This window comes from Thermocrinis ruber (assembly GCF_000512735.1).
Classification (GTDB): domain Bacteria; phylum Aquificota; class Aquificia; order Aquificales; family Aquificaceae; genus Thermocrinis; species Thermocrinis ruber.
The window spans coordinates 1427471-1440907 of record NZ_CP007028.1; the positions used below are offsets into that span (position 1 = coordinate 1427471).

General features: G+C 45.9%; 18 protein-coding genes and 2 tRNA genes. 9 read left to right on the top strand and 11 right to left on the bottom strand.

Annotated elements, in window-relative coordinates; all coding sequences use genetic code 11:
- The first annotated feature begins 5 nt into the window (after positions 1 to 5).
- The 3 genes from efp to THERU_RS07740 are packed head-to-tail and all read left to right on the top strand — an operon-like array spanning position 6 to position 1797.
- Positions 6 to 575, top strand: a complete 570-nt coding sequence (efp, locus tag THERU_RS07730) for an elongation factor P (protein WP_025306704.1) — start codon at positions 6 to 8, stop codon at positions 573 to 575.
- Positions 575 to 1012 (top strand): acetyl-CoA carboxylase biotin carboxyl carrier protein, encoded by a 438-nt coding sequence (accB, locus tag THERU_RS07735; RefSeq protein WP_025306705.1) that lies wholly within the window; start codon positions 575 to 577, stop codon positions 1010 to 1012. Before efp ends, accB begins: the two co-directional genes overlap by 1 nt.
- Complete coding sequence (locus THERU_RS07740) at positions 1009 to 1797, top strand: glycosyltransferase family 9 protein (RefSeq protein WP_025306706.1); 789 nt, start codon at positions 1009 to 1011, stop codon at positions 1795 to 1797. Before accB ends, THERU_RS07740 begins: the two co-directional genes overlap by 4 nt.
- On the opposite strand, the gene truB is transcribed toward THERU_RS07740, so the two are convergent.
- The 7 genes from truB to THERU_RS07775 all read right to left on the bottom strand — a co-directional run bounded on the left by truB (position 1773) and on the right by THERU_RS07775 (position 6383).
- Entirely contained in the window at positions 1773 to 2636 is an 864-nt protein-coding gene (gene truB, locus THERU_RS07745; protein ID WP_025306707.1) for a tRNA pseudouridine(55) synthase TruB, read from the bottom strand. The genes THERU_RS07740 and truB overlap by 25 nt on opposite strands.
- Complete coding sequence (locus THERU_RS07750) at positions 2633 to 3568, bottom strand: sigma-70 family RNA polymerase sigma factor (RefSeq protein ID WP_025306708.1); 936 nt, start codon at positions 3566 to 3568, stop codon at positions 2633 to 2635. The genes truB and THERU_RS07750 overlap by 4 nt, the downstream gene beginning before the upstream one ends.
- A 4-nt stretch (positions 3569 to 3572) precedes the next feature.
- The gene (locus THERU_RS07755) at positions 3573 to 4985 is read right to left on the bottom strand and encodes a Do family serine endopeptidase (RefSeq protein ID WP_025306709.1); all 1413 of its coding nucleotides are present in this window, start codon (positions 4983 to 4985) and stop codon (positions 3573 to 3575) included.
- Positions 4986 to 4996: 11 nt separating this feature from the next.
- On the bottom strand, positions 4997 to 5656 hold the full coding sequence (locus THERU_RS07760; RefSeq protein WP_025306710.1) for a class I SAM-dependent methyltransferase: 660 nt from the start codon (positions 5654 to 5656) through the stop codon (positions 4997 to 4999).
- Entirely contained in the window at positions 5610 to 6272 is a 663-nt protein-coding gene (locus THERU_RS08500; protein ID WP_084326302.1) for an alpha/beta fold hydrolase, read from the bottom strand. The genes THERU_RS07760 and THERU_RS08500 overlap by 47 nt, the downstream gene beginning before the upstream one ends.
- A tRNA-Arg gene (locus THERU_RS07770) sits at positions 6237 to 6310 on the bottom strand. The genes THERU_RS08500 and THERU_RS07770 overlap by 36 nt, the downstream gene beginning before the upstream one ends.
- Positions 6311 to 6383 (bottom strand) — tRNA-Pro (locus THERU_RS07775). It lies immediately after the preceding tRNA gene.
- Positions 6384 to 6402: 19 nt separating this feature from the next.
- Between THERU_RS07775 and rdgB the strand changes: the two genes are divergently transcribed.
- The 6 genes from rdgB to argB are packed head-to-tail and all read left to right on the top strand — an operon-like array spanning position 6403 to position 10814.
- Positions 6403 to 7014, top strand: a complete 612-nt coding sequence (gene rdgB / locus THERU_RS07780) for an RdgB/HAM1 family non-canonical purine NTP pyrophosphatase (RefSeq protein WP_025306712.1) — start codon at positions 6403 to 6405, stop codon at positions 7012 to 7014.
- A 15-nt stretch (positions 7015 to 7029) separates the two neighbouring features.
- Positions 7030 to 8268, top strand: a complete 1239-nt coding sequence (gene hemA, locus THERU_RS07785; protein WP_025306713.1) for a glutamyl-tRNA reductase — start codon at positions 7030 to 7032, stop codon at positions 8266 to 8268.
- Complete coding sequence (locus THERU_RS07790) at positions 8207 to 8506, top strand: Lrp/AsnC family transcriptional regulator (protein WP_025306714.1); 300 nt, start codon at positions 8207 to 8209, stop codon at positions 8504 to 8506. The genes hemA and THERU_RS07790 overlap by 62 nt, the downstream gene beginning before the upstream one ends.
- Complete coding sequence (locus tag THERU_RS08630; RefSeq protein ID WP_169727103.1) at positions 8503 to 8676, top strand: hypothetical protein; 174 nt, start codon at positions 8503 to 8505, stop codon at positions 8674 to 8676. Before THERU_RS07790 ends, THERU_RS08630 begins: the two co-directional genes overlap by 4 nt.
- Positions 8648 to 9940, top strand: a complete 1293-nt coding sequence (gene murA / locus THERU_RS07795) for a UDP-N-acetylglucosamine 1-carboxyvinyltransferase (protein WP_025306715.1) — start codon at positions 8648 to 8650, stop codon at positions 9938 to 9940. The genes THERU_RS08630 and murA overlap by 29 nt, the downstream gene beginning before the upstream one ends.
- The gene (argB, locus tag THERU_RS07800; protein ID WP_025306716.1) at positions 9921 to 10814 is read left to right on the top strand and encodes an acetylglutamate kinase; all 894 of its coding nucleotides are present in this window, start codon (positions 9921 to 9923) and stop codon (positions 10812 to 10814) included. Before murA ends, argB begins: the two co-directional genes overlap by 20 nt.
- Position 10815: 1 nt before the next feature.
- Here the strand turns inward: argB and THERU_RS07805 are convergent, their stop codons facing one another.
- From THERU_RS07805 to THERU_RS08390, 4 genes are read right to left on the bottom strand one after another with little or no spacing between them, the layout of a single operon-like run.
- Positions 10816 to 11628, bottom strand: coding sequence for a DNA-methyltransferase (locus tag THERU_RS07805; RefSeq protein ID WP_025306717.1), 813 nt, complete (start codon positions 11626 to 11628; stop codon positions 10816 to 10818).
- Positions 11616 to 12272 carry a hypothetical protein gene (locus THERU_RS07810; RefSeq protein ID WP_025306718.1) on the bottom strand — a complete coding sequence of 219 codons (657 nt, stop codon included), beginning with the start codon at positions 12270 to 12272 and terminating at the stop codon, positions 11616 to 11618. Before THERU_RS07810 ends, THERU_RS07805 begins: the two co-directional genes overlap by 13 nt.
- Before the next feature lie 6 nt (positions 12273 to 12278).
- The gene (locus THERU_RS08385) at positions 12279 to 13034 is read right to left on the bottom strand and encodes a hypothetical protein (RefSeq protein WP_156916210.1); all 756 of its coding nucleotides are present in this window, start codon (positions 13032 to 13034) and stop codon (positions 12279 to 12281) included.
- A 54-nt stretch (positions 13035 to 13088) separates the two neighbouring features.
- Positions 13089 to 13430, bottom strand: coding sequence for a hypothetical protein (locus THERU_RS08390; protein WP_051402165.1), 342 nt, complete (start codon positions 13428 to 13430; stop codon positions 13089 to 13091).
- Between the last annotated feature and the right edge of the window lie 7 nt (positions 13431 to 13437).

Genomic DNA, 13437 nt, shown 5'->3' on the forward strand with positions numbered 1-13437 from the left:
AAGCCATGGGAGTTAAGATAGACATAAACAGCATACAGAGGGATATGTTTATTGAGCATAACGGACAACCCCACAGAGTTTTGGACTATGAACACGTGAAGCCGGGCAAAGGACAAGCCTTTGTGCGGGTAAAGGCAAAGAACATGAGCACGGGCAATGTGATTGAAATAACCTACAAGGCCTCCGACAGCATAGAACTGGCGGACTTTGAGCAGGTGTTTGCGGAATACTCATACAACGACGGTGATTATTACTACTTTGTAAGCAAGACCACCTACGAGATGCTTGCTGTTCCCGCCAAGAACATAGAAAACGAAATAAAGTTCCTGAAAGAGGGCATGGAGGTTGTAGTGTTTATATATAAGGGTCAGCCCATAGGTATAGAGTTGCCAAGACATGTGGAACTAAAGGTGGTGGAAACGGAGCCCGCCTTTAAGGGAGATACCGCTGCGGGTGGTTCTAAGCCCGCCAAGTTGGAAACCGGCGCGGTGGTGCAAGTACCATTCTTTGTGGAAGAGGGGGACATAATAAAGGTGGATACAAGGACGGGCACTTACATAGAAAGGGTCAAGTGATGGACAAAGATTTTATAAGGGAGCTTATAAACCTTATAAAAAACAGCGATATAAAACTGTTTGAGATAGAGCATCAAGATTTTAGGCTTAGGATAGAGACCCATCAGAGGGAGTTAGTGCACAAAGTAGAAACACCACGGGAGGTAAAACATATTGAGGTGGTTCCTCCCTCCGAAGATTTGGAAGAGAATAAGCTACACGTGATTAGGAGCCCTCTGGTGGGAACCTTCTACAGGGCACCCTCTCCCGGAGCACCTCCCTTCGTGGAGGTAGGCGACATTGTATCCCCCGGTCAAGTGCTGTGCATAATAGAAGCCCTAAAGGTGATGAACGAGATAGAAAGTGATGTTAGGGGCAAGGTGGTAAAGATCCTTGTAGAAAACGGAGAGACGGTAGAATACAACCAGCCACTTTTTCTAATAGACACAAACGTTTGAAGAAGCTTTTGCTCTACAGAAGGGGTGGGCTTGGAGATACATTGCTCACTTTCCCCATCTTAGAGATCTTCAAAGGGCAGGGCTTTCACATAACCACAGTAGGGAATACCGATTACTTTGAGATAGCCAAAGAGGTGGGTTGGGCAGACAGAGTTTTATCGGAAATGCCCAAGGAGGACTTTGACAAAAGGATAATAATCGGAACTGACGGAATAGACCCCTTTCCAAATGAAAGGGTGTGGGTTTTGGAATACTATCTAAAAATCTTAGGTCTTCCTTCTCACTATTCCCAAACACTGCCCCTTGATGCAGACCCAAACTCACCCTTTAGGGGAAAGGTGGTTTTGCATCCATCCAGCGGTTCTCCAAAGAAAAACCCACCCATTGAGTTGTTTTTTGAGATTGAAAACTTTCTCACAGGGCTTGGTTACCAATGTGTGTACTTAGTTGGAGAGGCAGACCAGTGGCTAAAGGCGCATGTAAAGAACTTTGTGGAGATGTACCAACCTTTGCAAATCGCCAAAGCTTTGAAGTCTGCCCTGTTTTTTGTGGGTAATGATAGCGGACTTTCGCACCTCTCTGCCTACCTTGATTTGCCAACTTTTATCTTCTATGGACCTACGGACCCAGTAGTGTGGAAACCTATAGGAAAGAGTGTTTTTCAGATAAGCTTAAACCTCAGATGTAGCCCATGTTTTCCAAACACTTGCCAAGAAAGAGTCTGTTTTGATGTTAAGGCGCTTTTTGAGAGATTTTTAAACTACTTTAGAGGCATGAGCCTGTAGGGCTTTAAAAAACCGCCCTCCAATAGACCTACCCCAAGAAACTCCTCATCCCAAAAGACTCTAACATAGCCATAGTGCTTTGCCTCTGCCCTTATCTTTGCACCGTTTCTAAAAAGCCTGGCTTCTTTTGTCCGCAAGCTGACCGCCGGCAAAAAGCTCATAGCTTCCCATATGGGAATTATTACGCCCCAGAGGTCTTCAAGGCTGTTTAGCCTCTCATAAGAGAGAGCCATACTGACGCTAAAGTCTCCTATCTTTGTTCTTCTTAGCTCCGACACATAGGCTCCGCATCTAAGGGCTAAACCTATATCGTGCGCCAAGCTTCTTATGTAAGTTCCTCCGGAAACTTCAAATTCAAGGACCACCTGTGGAAGGTTGCACTCCAAAAGCTTGGCACTGTAAACCTCCACCTCTACGGGCTTTAGAGGTACTTCTAAACCTTTTCTTGCCAACTCGTAAGCCCTAACTCCCCCTACTTTCTTTGCGGAGTAGGGTGGGGGCTTTTGGAGAATTCTGCCGGTAAAATTGGGCAGTAATTTTGCCACATCCTCACAGGATACGTTCACATCCCTCCTTTCTAAGATGGTTCCTTCCGCGTCGTAGGTGTCCGTTATGGCACCGAGAACTATTTTTGTGATGTAAGTTTTTGGAAGTCTAACAAAGAACTCCGCAAAACGTGTTGCCTCCTCAAGTAAGAGGATTAAAAGTCCCGTGGCAATTGGGTCTAAGGTGCCAGTATGTCCTACTTTGTTCAGCTTAAACTTCCTTTTAACCGTATCCACCAACTGAAAGGAGGTAAGCCCCCTGGGCTTATCCAAAAGCAAGATAGAGGGGATCATCCGCTTAGAAAGTCTTTTAGATGTTTTTTTATTGCCATGTTTCTTAGTTTTCTTAGAGCCCTTGTTTCCAACTGCCTGACCCTTTCCCTTGAAATGTTTAATATCTCTCCTATCTCCCGCAATGTTTTTGGCTCTTCTCCCCTCAATCCAAACCTGAGCTCTATCACTCGCCTTTCCTTTTCCGGCAGTTTATCCAGCATTTCCTCTATTTCTTTGCTCAGAATTTCGTTCATTACCTTTTCTTCCACATCGGCAGTGCCATGCTTACTGAGAAAATCCACAAAGAAAGTATCCTCCTCCTCTCCAACGGGTGCATCAAGGGACAAGGGCATTTTGGATATTTGCAGAATCCTCTCCACCTCCGCAGGATCAATCTTGTAGCCCTCTTTTTCTATTCTCCTTTGGATTTCCTCCTCTGTGGGTCTCCTTCCCAGTTCCCTTTCCATTTCCTTTTGCAAGATCTCCTTGGTGTATTCCTCTGCTACCTCCTCCGCTGTTGGTTCCCTCTCGTATTCCTTGTATAGCTTGCTGTATATACTGTTGATCTTATTGATCAGATGGGACTGTTTTAGAGGTATGCGCACCGCACCAGTCTGTTGAGATAGGGCTTGCATTATAGCTTGCCTGATCCACCAAACTGCGTAAGATATGAACTTAACACCCTTGTCGGGGTCAAACCTCTTTGCCGCTTCCATAAGCCCATAATTACCCGCTGCTATCAACTCTGAAAGACGAAGTCCATAACCCAGATACTGCTTTGCTATGCTTATAACAAAACGCAGGTTTGATTCTACTAGCTTTCTGTAAGCCTCCTTGTCTCCCTCCTTTGCCCTTCTTGCCAGCTCCTTTTCCTCCTCGGGCTTTAGGAGGGGTATTTTTGAAACCTTCTTTAAGTATTGGGCTATAAGTTCTTGTTCGCTGTCCGGAATCATCGCTTTACCTCAAATAAAGTACTACATATAGGTTGTTTCCGCCTCTCCTTATCAAAAGGAGCACCCTCGTCCTCTGCTCGTTCCTTGCCCTGTCTATCTTCTCATTAAACTGAGAGAGACTCTCCACGGGCTCATTATTAACCGCAAGGATTATGTCTCCCCTCCTTAAACCGCTCCTTTGGGCTAAACTACCGGGTGCCACACCCTCCACAAAGACACCCTTTACTCCAAACCTACTTACCTCCTCCGGCGATAGATCCCTGAGGAACAGACCCAGATCTCCCGCTTGTTCCCGTGGTTTCCCAAAGCTAACTTCCTCCGGCATTTCGCCCACCTTTGCCTTAATGGTCTGTTCCTTTCCTCCCCTTATGATGGTTAAGGTTACCTCAGTACCAGGGGGTGTTTTCATGATCTTAAACTGTAGATCCCTAACCTCTCTGACCTTTTCACCGTCAACGGCGACTATTATGTCTCCAACTTTGAGCCCAGCCTTCTCCGCAGGGCTACCCGGTGCGATCTGGGCTACGAGTATGCCCTCCTTCACTCCTATGGTTTCGGCGATCTCCGGCGTGATCTCCTGAATAACCACACCAAGCCACCCTCTAACCACTCTACCCTTAGCCATAAGCTGGTCTGCCACCCATTTGGCAAGGTTTATGGGTATGGCAAAGCCCAAACCCTGACCCTCCGCCACTATGGCAGTGTTTATACCTATAACTTCACCTTTTATGTTTATTAGAGGTCCTCCCGAGTTGCCCGGGTTTATGGGTGCGTCCGTTTGAATAAAGCTCTCATACTGGGTTATCCCTATGGACCTGCGCAGAGCGGAGATCACTCCAAAGGTCACAGTTCTTTCAAGACCGTAAGGGTTTCCTATGGCGATCACCAACTGACCCACCTTCAAATTGTCCGAATCTCCCAGCTTTGCCACTCTACCCTCAGGGTTTTCTATGCCCTTAGCATCCACCTCCACCACTGCCACATCCGTTTTGGGGTCTCCTCCCACCAGCCTTCCGTCCTTTTCTGTATGCGGGTCAAACCTTACCCTTATTCTCTTTGCCCCTTGAACCACATGATTGTTGGTCAGGATGTAAAACTTTCCGTTCTTATAGGCCATGATCACACCCGAGCCTAAGGACCTCCTCTCCTGTGGAATTTGGAATGGGAAGAAGAAAGGAAAATCCTCGCCAAAACCCCTTGAAACCTCTTGGGTAGAGTATATGGCTACCACAGATGGGGAGACCCTTTCCACAAGTTCCGTCAGTTCCTTTTCAAACTGTGCCAGAAGTCCAGACCTAACGGATACCTCTTGCGCTTGAGGTTGTGGCGCAGTCCCAGAAGAAGAGGTCGTTTTTTGCGCTTTACAACCTTCTATGCTAAAAAGTAGTAGCAAGAATAACAAGGATAGAAAGGTCATGGCTACCCTCCTCACTGCGGAACCTCGCAGGAAAAGAATAACACCAAAAAGCTAGGATTGTCAATGGAAAGGATGAGTCTTTCAACGCTCTTTTTGGTTCTGAGAATATCCCCTTTTGAAGGATTGTAAGAAGAACCCGTGTAATGAAAGAACCTTAAAAGGTCCCAACCTTTGAAGGGAATTTCCAACTCTCTCAGCTCCACCTTTCTCAGCTTTCCTCCAAGATGGCGAAGCCTTTCAAGGATATCCTCTGGAGAAAGGAAGGGGAAGTCCAAAGGCTCAAGACTTCCCTTAACGGGCATGGCACAGAGGAATTTCTTTCTGCAAACCCGGAATATTTCCCTAAAGCTCTGGTCTATGGAAGTCCAGTGCAGGGCAAAGTTGCTTACCACACAGTCAAAGCTCTTGTCCTTAAAGGGCATTGCCTCAGCCATAGCACAAATACCCAAAAAACCTTTCTGTCTGTACGTCCTCAGCATGCTCTGAGATATGTCAATACCCACCACTTTTTCCAAACCTTCACTACAAAAGCCTGTGCCACAACCCACATCAAGGACCGAACCCTCAATTGTGTCTAAGCGCTTTAAAATCTCCGCACTCTGCCTTTGGGGAATAGCCCAATCCTCATAGGTACTTGAGGCCCTTGAAAACCTTAAGGATAATAGCTTCATTTTCCGGGAAGTGTCCTCCAGCAAAGGTTATTAATTTAGCCCTCCTGCTCAGATTGTAAAGCTCAAGGGCACCTCTGAGAGGAACGATAGGGTCCTCTGTGCCATGAAGTAAGAGAACGGGTTTATTTATATGAGGGATATAGCTTCTTAGGTCTGTGGAAAAGTAATCCTCCAAAAGCTCAAGGGCTCCATCCAGTTCCACCCTTGCATCAAAAGGCTTTGGGTATGCCCTCTCTCTGAACTCCTTTAAAAACTCCTCCCTTTCCTTCCTGAGCCTTAGCAAAAAGCCCTTTAGGTTTTTCCTATCCCAAAGGCAAGGAAAGCATGCGGTGGCACCTATTAAAAGTAGGGCTTTTACCTTAAAGGGAAAGAGCAGAGCCAAAAGCAAAGCTAAGGTGCCACCCATAGACCAACCTACCACCGTAGAGTTGTTGGGAATTCTAACGGCAATCTCTTGGGCTAAAGCCCTAAGGCTTTTGCTTTTTAGCTTAGAATTTCCGTGAAAGGGCAGGTCTATCTTTACACCGGGGAAGGTTTTAAAGACCTCTGAGGAAAAGCCAAAGCCATGAATAAAAACAAGCGGGCCCGGAGGGACTCGAACCCCCGACCTAGGGATTAGAAATCCCTTGCTCTGTCCAGCTGAGCTACGGGCCCTCGGGGCGACAGGACTTGAACCTGCGACCTCTGGCTCCCAAAGCCAGCGCTCTACCACCTGAGCTACACCCCGTGATAATATATTTTATTCAATGAAAATCCTACTTGCAACCCAAAACTTGGGAAAATACAGAGAAATTAAGCGAATGTTAGAACCTCTCGGAGTAGAAGTTATTCTGCCAGAGGAAAAGTTGAACGTGGAAGAGAAGGGAAATTCCTTTATGGAAAACGCATACATAAAGGCAATGGCATACTTTGAGAAATACCGTATTCCCACCTTGGCAGATGATTCAGGGCTTGTGGTTCCATCCCTTGGGGGCTATCCAGGTGTCTTTTCCAGTCGGTTCTACTCCATAGATTGGGGCGGAAGGGAGGAGGTTCAAACTTCGGAGGATGAGGCAAACATAAGAAAACTTCTCAGGCTTATGAAGGATGTTTCCGACAGGAGGGCGTACTTTAAGGCGGTCCTGTGCCTTGTTTTGGAAGAGGGGCTGTGCATCTTTTCCGAGGGCACCTGTGAAGGGGAGATTGTACACAGTCCTAGGGGATCAGGGGGCTTTGGCTACGACCCTATTTTCAAGCCAAAGTCCTATGAAAAAACCATGGCAGAACTAGCTCCAGAGGAAAAGGATCTTATCTCTCACAGAGGCAAGGCACTGAGAAAGTTAAAGGAGTTTTTGGAGCTTTGGAAAAAGTGCAGGTAGGAGTTATATTTGTATATGATGGATCGCATATTTGCATGGGGCTACAACTTTAAAACCGCCCCAGTGGAGATAAGGGAGCTTTTAGCCTGTAGTAAGGAGGAACTTTGCGACCTTTTGACTGCGGTAAAATCTTACTCCGGGGTAAGGGAGCTTGTAATTTTAAATACCTGTAATAGGGTGGAAGCCTACGCAGTGGCAGAAGACTACTATCAGATGCACCTTTTGGTGTCCGCCTTTTTGGAGCTAAAGAAGGTAAGCCCCAGATATAAAAAGTACTCTTTCTTTTTGGAAGGGAAGGAAGCCGTAGCGCACATATTCAAGGTTGCCAGTGGTCTTGATTCCATGGTGGTGGGAGAGAGTCAGATAGTACACCAGTTTAAAGAGGCCTTTAGGTTAGCCAAGGAGTGTGGAGGACTTGGAAAGATCCTAAACCGGGTCTTTGAAAAGGCCCTGAGAACTGCCAAAAAGGTGCGCACGGAGACGGGCATAGGCAAGAACGCAGTGTCCGTTAGCTATGTGGCGGTAGAGTTGGCAAAGCAGATCTTTGGAAATCTAAGCAAGGCGCAGGTGCTTTTGATAGGTGCGGGAGAGATGGCGGAGCTTGCTTCAAAGTACTTTAAAAAGCTAAAGGCAAGCATATTTATTGCCAACAGAACATACCAGAGGGCTTTGGAACTGGCAAGGGAGCTGGAGGGCAACGTGCTAAGATACGAGGAACTGGCAGACCATCTTCATAAGTTTGACATAGTTCTTGTATCCACAGGTGCAAAGGGCTATGTACTCACCAAGGAGATGGTAGAAAACGCAATGAAAAAGAGAGACTATCGCCCCATGTTTATCATAGACATCTCTGTACCCAGGAACGCAGACCCAGACATAGAAAGCATAGACCAAGCCTTCCTGTATAACATTGACGACCTTAAGGGTATAGCCCAAGAGAACCTAAAGGGTAGGCTCAGGGAAAAGGAGAAGGGTGAGATCATCGTCTGGGACGAGGTGGAAAAGTTCTTCCGTTGGCTTGAGCTTCTTCCAATAGAGGAAAAGATCGTGAAAATCAAAAGTTATTGGGCGGATGTGGAAAAAAGGGAGCCAAAGTTTAGGAGGTTTTTGCACCTTGCCCTTGAGGAGATAAAAAGGAATCCTTCAGATGGTGAAAAGTTGATTAAAATACTCCTTGAGGAGGTTAAAGAAGATGGAAACAAGGCCAGAGAGCTATCCTATGTCCATAACCGAGTTGATGGAGCTGGAGTCTGAATACTCCATAAAGGCGTACATACTCATAAAGGCAGACCCAAGGGAGATCCCGTCAATAATGCTTGCCCTTTCCACCTTTGAAGGCGTCAGAACCGCGGATGTGGTAACAGGTCCTTACGACATTATCGTCTTTGTGGAGGTAAAAAATCAAGACGAACTGGGAAGGCTCGTTATAAACAAGATCCACTCCTTGGAGGGAGTGAAGGAGGCTCTCACCTGCGTAGTGGTGAGAATATGAACTACCCAAAGGTTGTGGAGGAAGAGGACAGGATAATCGTTATATACTCGGAGGAGCCCCACCACTACGTGGAGGAGGATGACGGCGTTTTGATATATTACTCCAAGCTCTGGGAAGTGGTTAAAATAGTTATCAAGAAGGATGAAAAGCATCACATCATTAAGCTCTGACTTTCTTGTGATAAGGGGAGGCAGGAGGTTAAGGGGAAGGGTAAAGGTCTCCGGTTCAAAAAACGCAAGCCTTCCCATACTCATAGCAAGCCTTTTAACCGAAGAGCCCTGCATTGTAAAAAGGGTGCCCAATCTTTTGGATGTTAAAACTACCTTTGAGCTCTTGAACACCCTTGGGGCACAGGTGCATTTTGAAGAGGGGAAGGCTTTTGTCCATGCACAGGCGTTGAACTCTTATCTTGCACCAGACCATATAGTCAGAAGGATGAGGGCTTCTATCCTTGTGGCTGGCCCCCTTTTGGCACGGTTTGGTCGCGCGGTGGTAGGCATGCCCGGCGGCTGTTCCATAGGGGCAAGGCTCATCGACCAACATCTAAAAGTCTTTGAAAGGGGGGGGGCAATTATAAACGTGAAAGAGGGCTACCTTCATATGGAGGTTCAAAAAATAAAACCGGTGGAGTATACCTTTGAGGTTATAACTGTTACGGGCACAGAGAATGCCCTTATGTTTTTGAGTAGATGTCCAAAGAGAAGCGTTCTCAGAAACGTTGCCCTGGAGCCAGAGGTGATGGACCTGGTGGAGGTTCTTAGAAAGATGGGTGTGGAGATAGAGGTGGAAGGAAGGACTATGGTTATAAGGGGAAGGGAGGATTTGGCGGGCTTTGAGCATGAGGTAATACCGGATAGAATTGAGGCGGGCACCTTGGCGGTGGCGGGCTTTTTGACGGGTGGAGAGGTGCTCTTAGAGGGTGTTAGGATAGACCACATGGGTGCCCAGATAGAAAAGTTAAAGGAGGCGGGTGCGAAGGTGGAAATCTTGGGCATAGACCGGGTTAAGGTCTGTGGGGACGGGAGACCGGAACCTTTGGAAATATCCACCGCAGAGTATCCGGGCTTTCCCACAGACATGCAAGCCCAGTTTATGGTACTGTGCACAGTGGCAAAGGGTATCTCTCACATAACGGAAAACATCTTTGAAAATCGCTTTCAGCATGTAAATGAGCTTCAAAGAATGGGGGCAAACATAAGCCTTAGGGGTAGAACTGCCATCGTGCACGGTGTAGAAAGATTGAGCGGGGCAGAGGTCTTTTCCACAGACCTGAGGGCAAGCGCCAGTTTAGTTTTGGCGGGGCTCATTGCGGAGGGAACGACCACAGTCAGGGACATATACCACTTAGACAGAGGTTACGAAGGCTTAGAGGAAAAGTTAAACCAACTTGGTGCAGACATAGAGAGGGTAAAGGATGCAAACACTGCTGGATAGGGCAAAGATTTTACAGTCTGCGCTTCCTTACATCAGGGAATTTTACGGAAAGGTCTTTGTCATAAAGTATGGCGGTTCCGCTATGATAAACGAACAACTAAGGGACAGCTTTGCCCGCGATGTGGTGCTCTTGGCTTATGTGGGTATAAAGGTGGTGGTGGTACATGGGGGAGGTCCTCAGATAAGCCAAACCCTGGAAAAGTTTGGTCTAAAGGCGCATTTTGTGGGTGGTGTCAGAAAGACGGACGCAGAAACCATGCATGTGGTGGAGATGGTTCTCTCGGGGGACATAAACAAGGACATAGTTGCCCTTATAAACACCCACACCAAAAAACCTATATACGCGGTGGGGCTCTCCGGAAGGGATGGGGAGCTATTGAGGGCAAAAAAGCTTGACAAGGAAAGCTACTTTAAAGAGCTTGGTTTAGAAGTGCCAGAGGAAGACCTTGGCTTTGTGGGGGAAGTGGAGGAGGTGAACGTGGAGCTCCTGCAGGCACTCCTAGAAAGAAACTACATCCCAGTTATTGCACCGGTGGGTGTAGGAGAGGGTGGTCAGGCTTACAACATAAACGCAGACCTCTGCGCGTCAAAGATAGCACAAGCCCTGAAGGCGGAGAAGGTGATCTTTTTAACGGACACGGAGGGTGTAAAAGACAAAGATGGTTCGCTCATATCCACCTTGCATGCACGTGATATTCCAAGGCTTATCTCTGAGGGTGTGGTAAAGGGAGGCATGATCCCAAAACTCAAGAGTTGTATGTCCGCCTTAAAGGAAGGAGTAAAGAAGGTGCATATAATAGACGGACGTGTGCCCCACTCCATACTTTTGGAAGTTTTCACCGACGAAGGGATAGGAACGCAGATAGTTCCGTAGTCTAAGCCCTTTTGTTCCAAAATCCTCTCTCTTTCCTCTCTTTGAAGGTTAGTTCTATACTGTGAAGGGAAAGTTCTTTTAGAACCCTTGCCTTTTCCTTTTCCGCTTTCTCAAGCCTTCTTTTTGCATACTCCACATACTCCTCGGAGATATCTATCCCTATGTATTTCTTTCCCAAAAGCTTAGCAGCTACAAGGGTTGTTCCAGTTCCACAGAAAGGGTCTATAACAATTCCATCCTCTTCCTCAAGCAGGCTTGCTATGATCCGTGTGGGAAGTTCTATGGGAAATACTGCGGGATGTTCTTTATGTCCTTGCTCCGGGCGGATCTCCCATATGGATGTTAATTTGGCGTGCTTGGGTTTTAACTCTTTTGGCTTTCCTTTCACAAGCCAATAAATTCTTTCTTCAACTTGCCAAAACCTCCATCCTCTTATGTTGCCCGCAATTTTCCTGTTCCAAATGATCTCCTGCCATATGTTCCACTTGGTTTTAAGTAGCCACTGTAAGGGATGGATCATTTTTCCGTCCTCGTAGCGCACTTTGTGATTGTAGAAAAAGGAGCCTCCTTCCTTTATCACTCTGTAGAGTTCATTTAAAACCTCCACCTGCCAGCTTTGATACTCCTCCTCTGGCATAACATCCCTGTAGCCCTTGTATCGGACTTTATCCACCAACCAACCACCGTGCTTTTCTTTTTTGTTATATGGTGGAGAGGTTATACCCAAATCTATACTTTCATCTGGCATTTTCCTTAAAACTTCCAGGGCATCACCACATATAACTTGGTTGATAAACTTTTCTAAACCTTCCATCTCCTAAATTCCTCAAAGTATTTTGTCAGGTCCCTTGAGAGGTAATCCTTAAAACTGTACCAATCATCCCTTAAATAGGCAAGTTTCAAAGAAGGACAATCTTTATAATCCCTAAAGGAAAATCCGGCTGAACGTAAGTATTCTCCCTCTCTTCTTTGTCCCTCCGGAAACCTGCGTTCAAGCAAACCCTTAAGCTTTTCCTTTAAACACTCAAACCTAAACTCAAAGATGTATATAAGCTTCCCTCCCACAAAACCGCTAACCAAAATTATAGGATTATTTTCCAAATCCCTACTAAACCTTTCTAAGGTGTAGTCGTTAAAACTTCCACCGCCGTTTAGTTTTTTCCTAGGGTCATCCGTATTTTGAGGCTTGACCTCACAATCAACCCTTCCTCCAGCATCCACATCCATTCTGTATCCATTGTATCCGAGCTTTTCCGAGTTTGGTTGAAAGCCACAAATCCACAAAGTGGTTAGTTCTCTGAGCCTTGATGAGTTTTTGTCATTAAAGTAAAGGGTCAAAAGGTCTATACAAAGGGCTATCAAGGATGGTTTTGAAAGCCCATTCAAAAACTGAACAAGCTCTTCAGAGGGCCTCGTTGAATATAGCTCAATGGTCTTTCTTAGGTTAGGATTTGTCATGTAAGCTTAATTATAATACCGACGAAGGAATAGGAACGCAGATAGTCCCTTAAGAAAGGTTAGCTTGGCAAAGTATAGCAGTAAAATTAGGTATATCACCGAGGAAACTAAGCTCGCTGGGTGTGGGAGTAAGCTAAGTAGCAAAAATAAAAGGTAAAAGACTATAGAGAACTTAAAGAATGTTGGAAAGGCAGGTTCGTCCACTAAGTCGCTGATAGAAACGCCCTGCACGCCAGAAAATCTCCAAGTGTAAAGTATCCTTGGTAGCAAGTGGGCTACTCCTCCGAACACAGTAAAGACGGTAAAGCCGTATATGAGCAAACCGTAGTGTATGCCCACAAAGAATGGGATCAATGCCCTCTCAAAGGACATTGCAACGCCCACCAACATACCAAGGGGCAAAAGTCCCATACCAAAGAGGAAAAACTTAACCACAATAGGCAATGGAACCTTTATCCTTCTCTGTCTTAAGAGCCTGTAAATCTGAAGTAAAAACAGAAGAGAGAGGACAAATTCCACAAAAGAGGCAAAGGCTAATAGGTTAATGGTAGTTATGTAAAAGGAGAGTAGCATAAGTAATGTGGAAAATTGCTTTGCGTAGAAAAACCTTAAGGCATCCTTGAAATTTAACGTGGTCATTGTTAGCATGGGGATCCAAGCTAACTCTACCCCATAGACAGCATTGAGCAGGGAACCTACTGTAAGGCTATGCACCGCCAACTGAAAGGGAACGATCTCAAACTGGGATAAAAGCAAAAACAAAGCGGAGAGAATAAGAAAAAACCAGGAGGAAAGAAGAAACTTAACTGTTATGGGTTACCTGTTCTTTACGGTGGGAAGAATACTTACAGAAAAAAGAATGTAAGAAAACAACAAAAATACAGAGCCCAAAAGCTTTTGGGACATGAGAAAAAGAAGGAGGGCAGCAATGTTCAAAAAGAAGGTAAGATAGGAAAGCTGGGGCAAAAACAGCTTCCTGTTTTGGGAGTTGGGCACAATTTGATACATAGCACCAACGAGCATTGACCCAACAAAGCCATATATCAAAAGCAGTACAAAAAGAGTCCAGTCTTGGCTATGCCTTAAAAAAAGAGAAAGTCCAAGAAAAACAAAGGCTTTAACAAAGAAAAAGGGTGTTATTTTTGAAAGGTAGTACATGGATAGT

What these genes read in the sequence shown, in the direction of transcription:
- efp (WP_025306704.1), top strand. Translation starts at nt 6, where the DNA reads ATGGGAGTTAAGATAGACATAAACAGCATACAGAGGGATATGTTTATT.
- accB (WP_025306705.1), top strand. Translation starts at nt 575, where the DNA reads ATGGACAAAGATTTTATAAGGGAGCTTATAAACCTTATAAAAAACAGC.
- truB (WP_025306707.1), bottom strand. Translation starts at nt 2,636, where the DNA reads ATGATCCCCTCTATCTTGCTTTTGGATAAGCCCAGGGGGCTTACCTCC.
- THERU_RS07750 (WP_025306708.1), bottom strand. Translation starts at nt 3,568, where the DNA reads ATGATTCCGGACAGCGAACAAGAACTTATAGCCCAATACTTAAAGAAG.
- THERU_RS07755 (WP_025306709.1), bottom strand. Translation starts at nt 4,985, where the DNA reads ATGACCTTTCTATCCTTGTTATTCTTGCTACTACTTTTTAGCATAGAA.
- THERU_RS07760 (WP_025306710.1), bottom strand. Translation starts at nt 5,656, where the DNA reads ATGAAGCTATTATCCTTAAGGTTTTCAAGGGCCTCAAGTACCTATGAG.
- rdgB (WP_025306712.1), top strand. Translation starts at nt 6,403, where the DNA reads ATGAAAATCCTACTTGCAACCCAAAACTTGGGAAAATACAGAGAAATT.
- hemA (WP_025306713.1), top strand. Translation starts at nt 7,030, where the DNA reads ATGATGGATCGCATATTTGCATGGGGCTACAACTTTAAAACCGCCCCA.
- THERU_RS07790 (WP_025306714.1), top strand. Translation starts at nt 8,207, where the DNA reads ATGGAAACAAGGCCAGAGAGCTATCCTATGTCCATAACCGAGTTGATG.
- THERU_RS08630 (WP_169727103.1), top strand. Translation starts at nt 8,503, where the DNA reads ATGAACTACCCAAAGGTTGTGGAGGAAGAGGACAGGATAATCGTTATA.
- murA (WP_025306715.1), top strand. Translation starts at nt 8,648, where the DNA reads ATGAAAAGCATCACATCATTAAGCTCTGACTTTCTTGTGATAAGGGGA.
- argB (WP_025306716.1), top strand. Translation starts at nt 9,921, where the DNA reads ATGCAAACACTGCTGGATAGGGCAAAGATTTTACAGTCTGCGCTTCCT.
- THERU_RS07805 (WP_025306717.1), bottom strand. Translation starts at nt 11,628, where the DNA reads ATGGAAGGTTTAGAAAAGTTTATCAACCAAGTTATATGTGGTGATGCC.
- THERU_RS07810 (WP_025306718.1), bottom strand. Translation starts at nt 12,272, where the DNA reads ATGACAAATCCTAACCTAAGAAAGACCATTGAGCTATATTCAACGAGG.
- THERU_RS08390 (WP_051402165.1), bottom strand. Translation starts at nt 13,430, where the DNA reads ATGTACTACCTTTCAAAAATAACACCCTTTTTCTTTGTTAAAGCCTTT.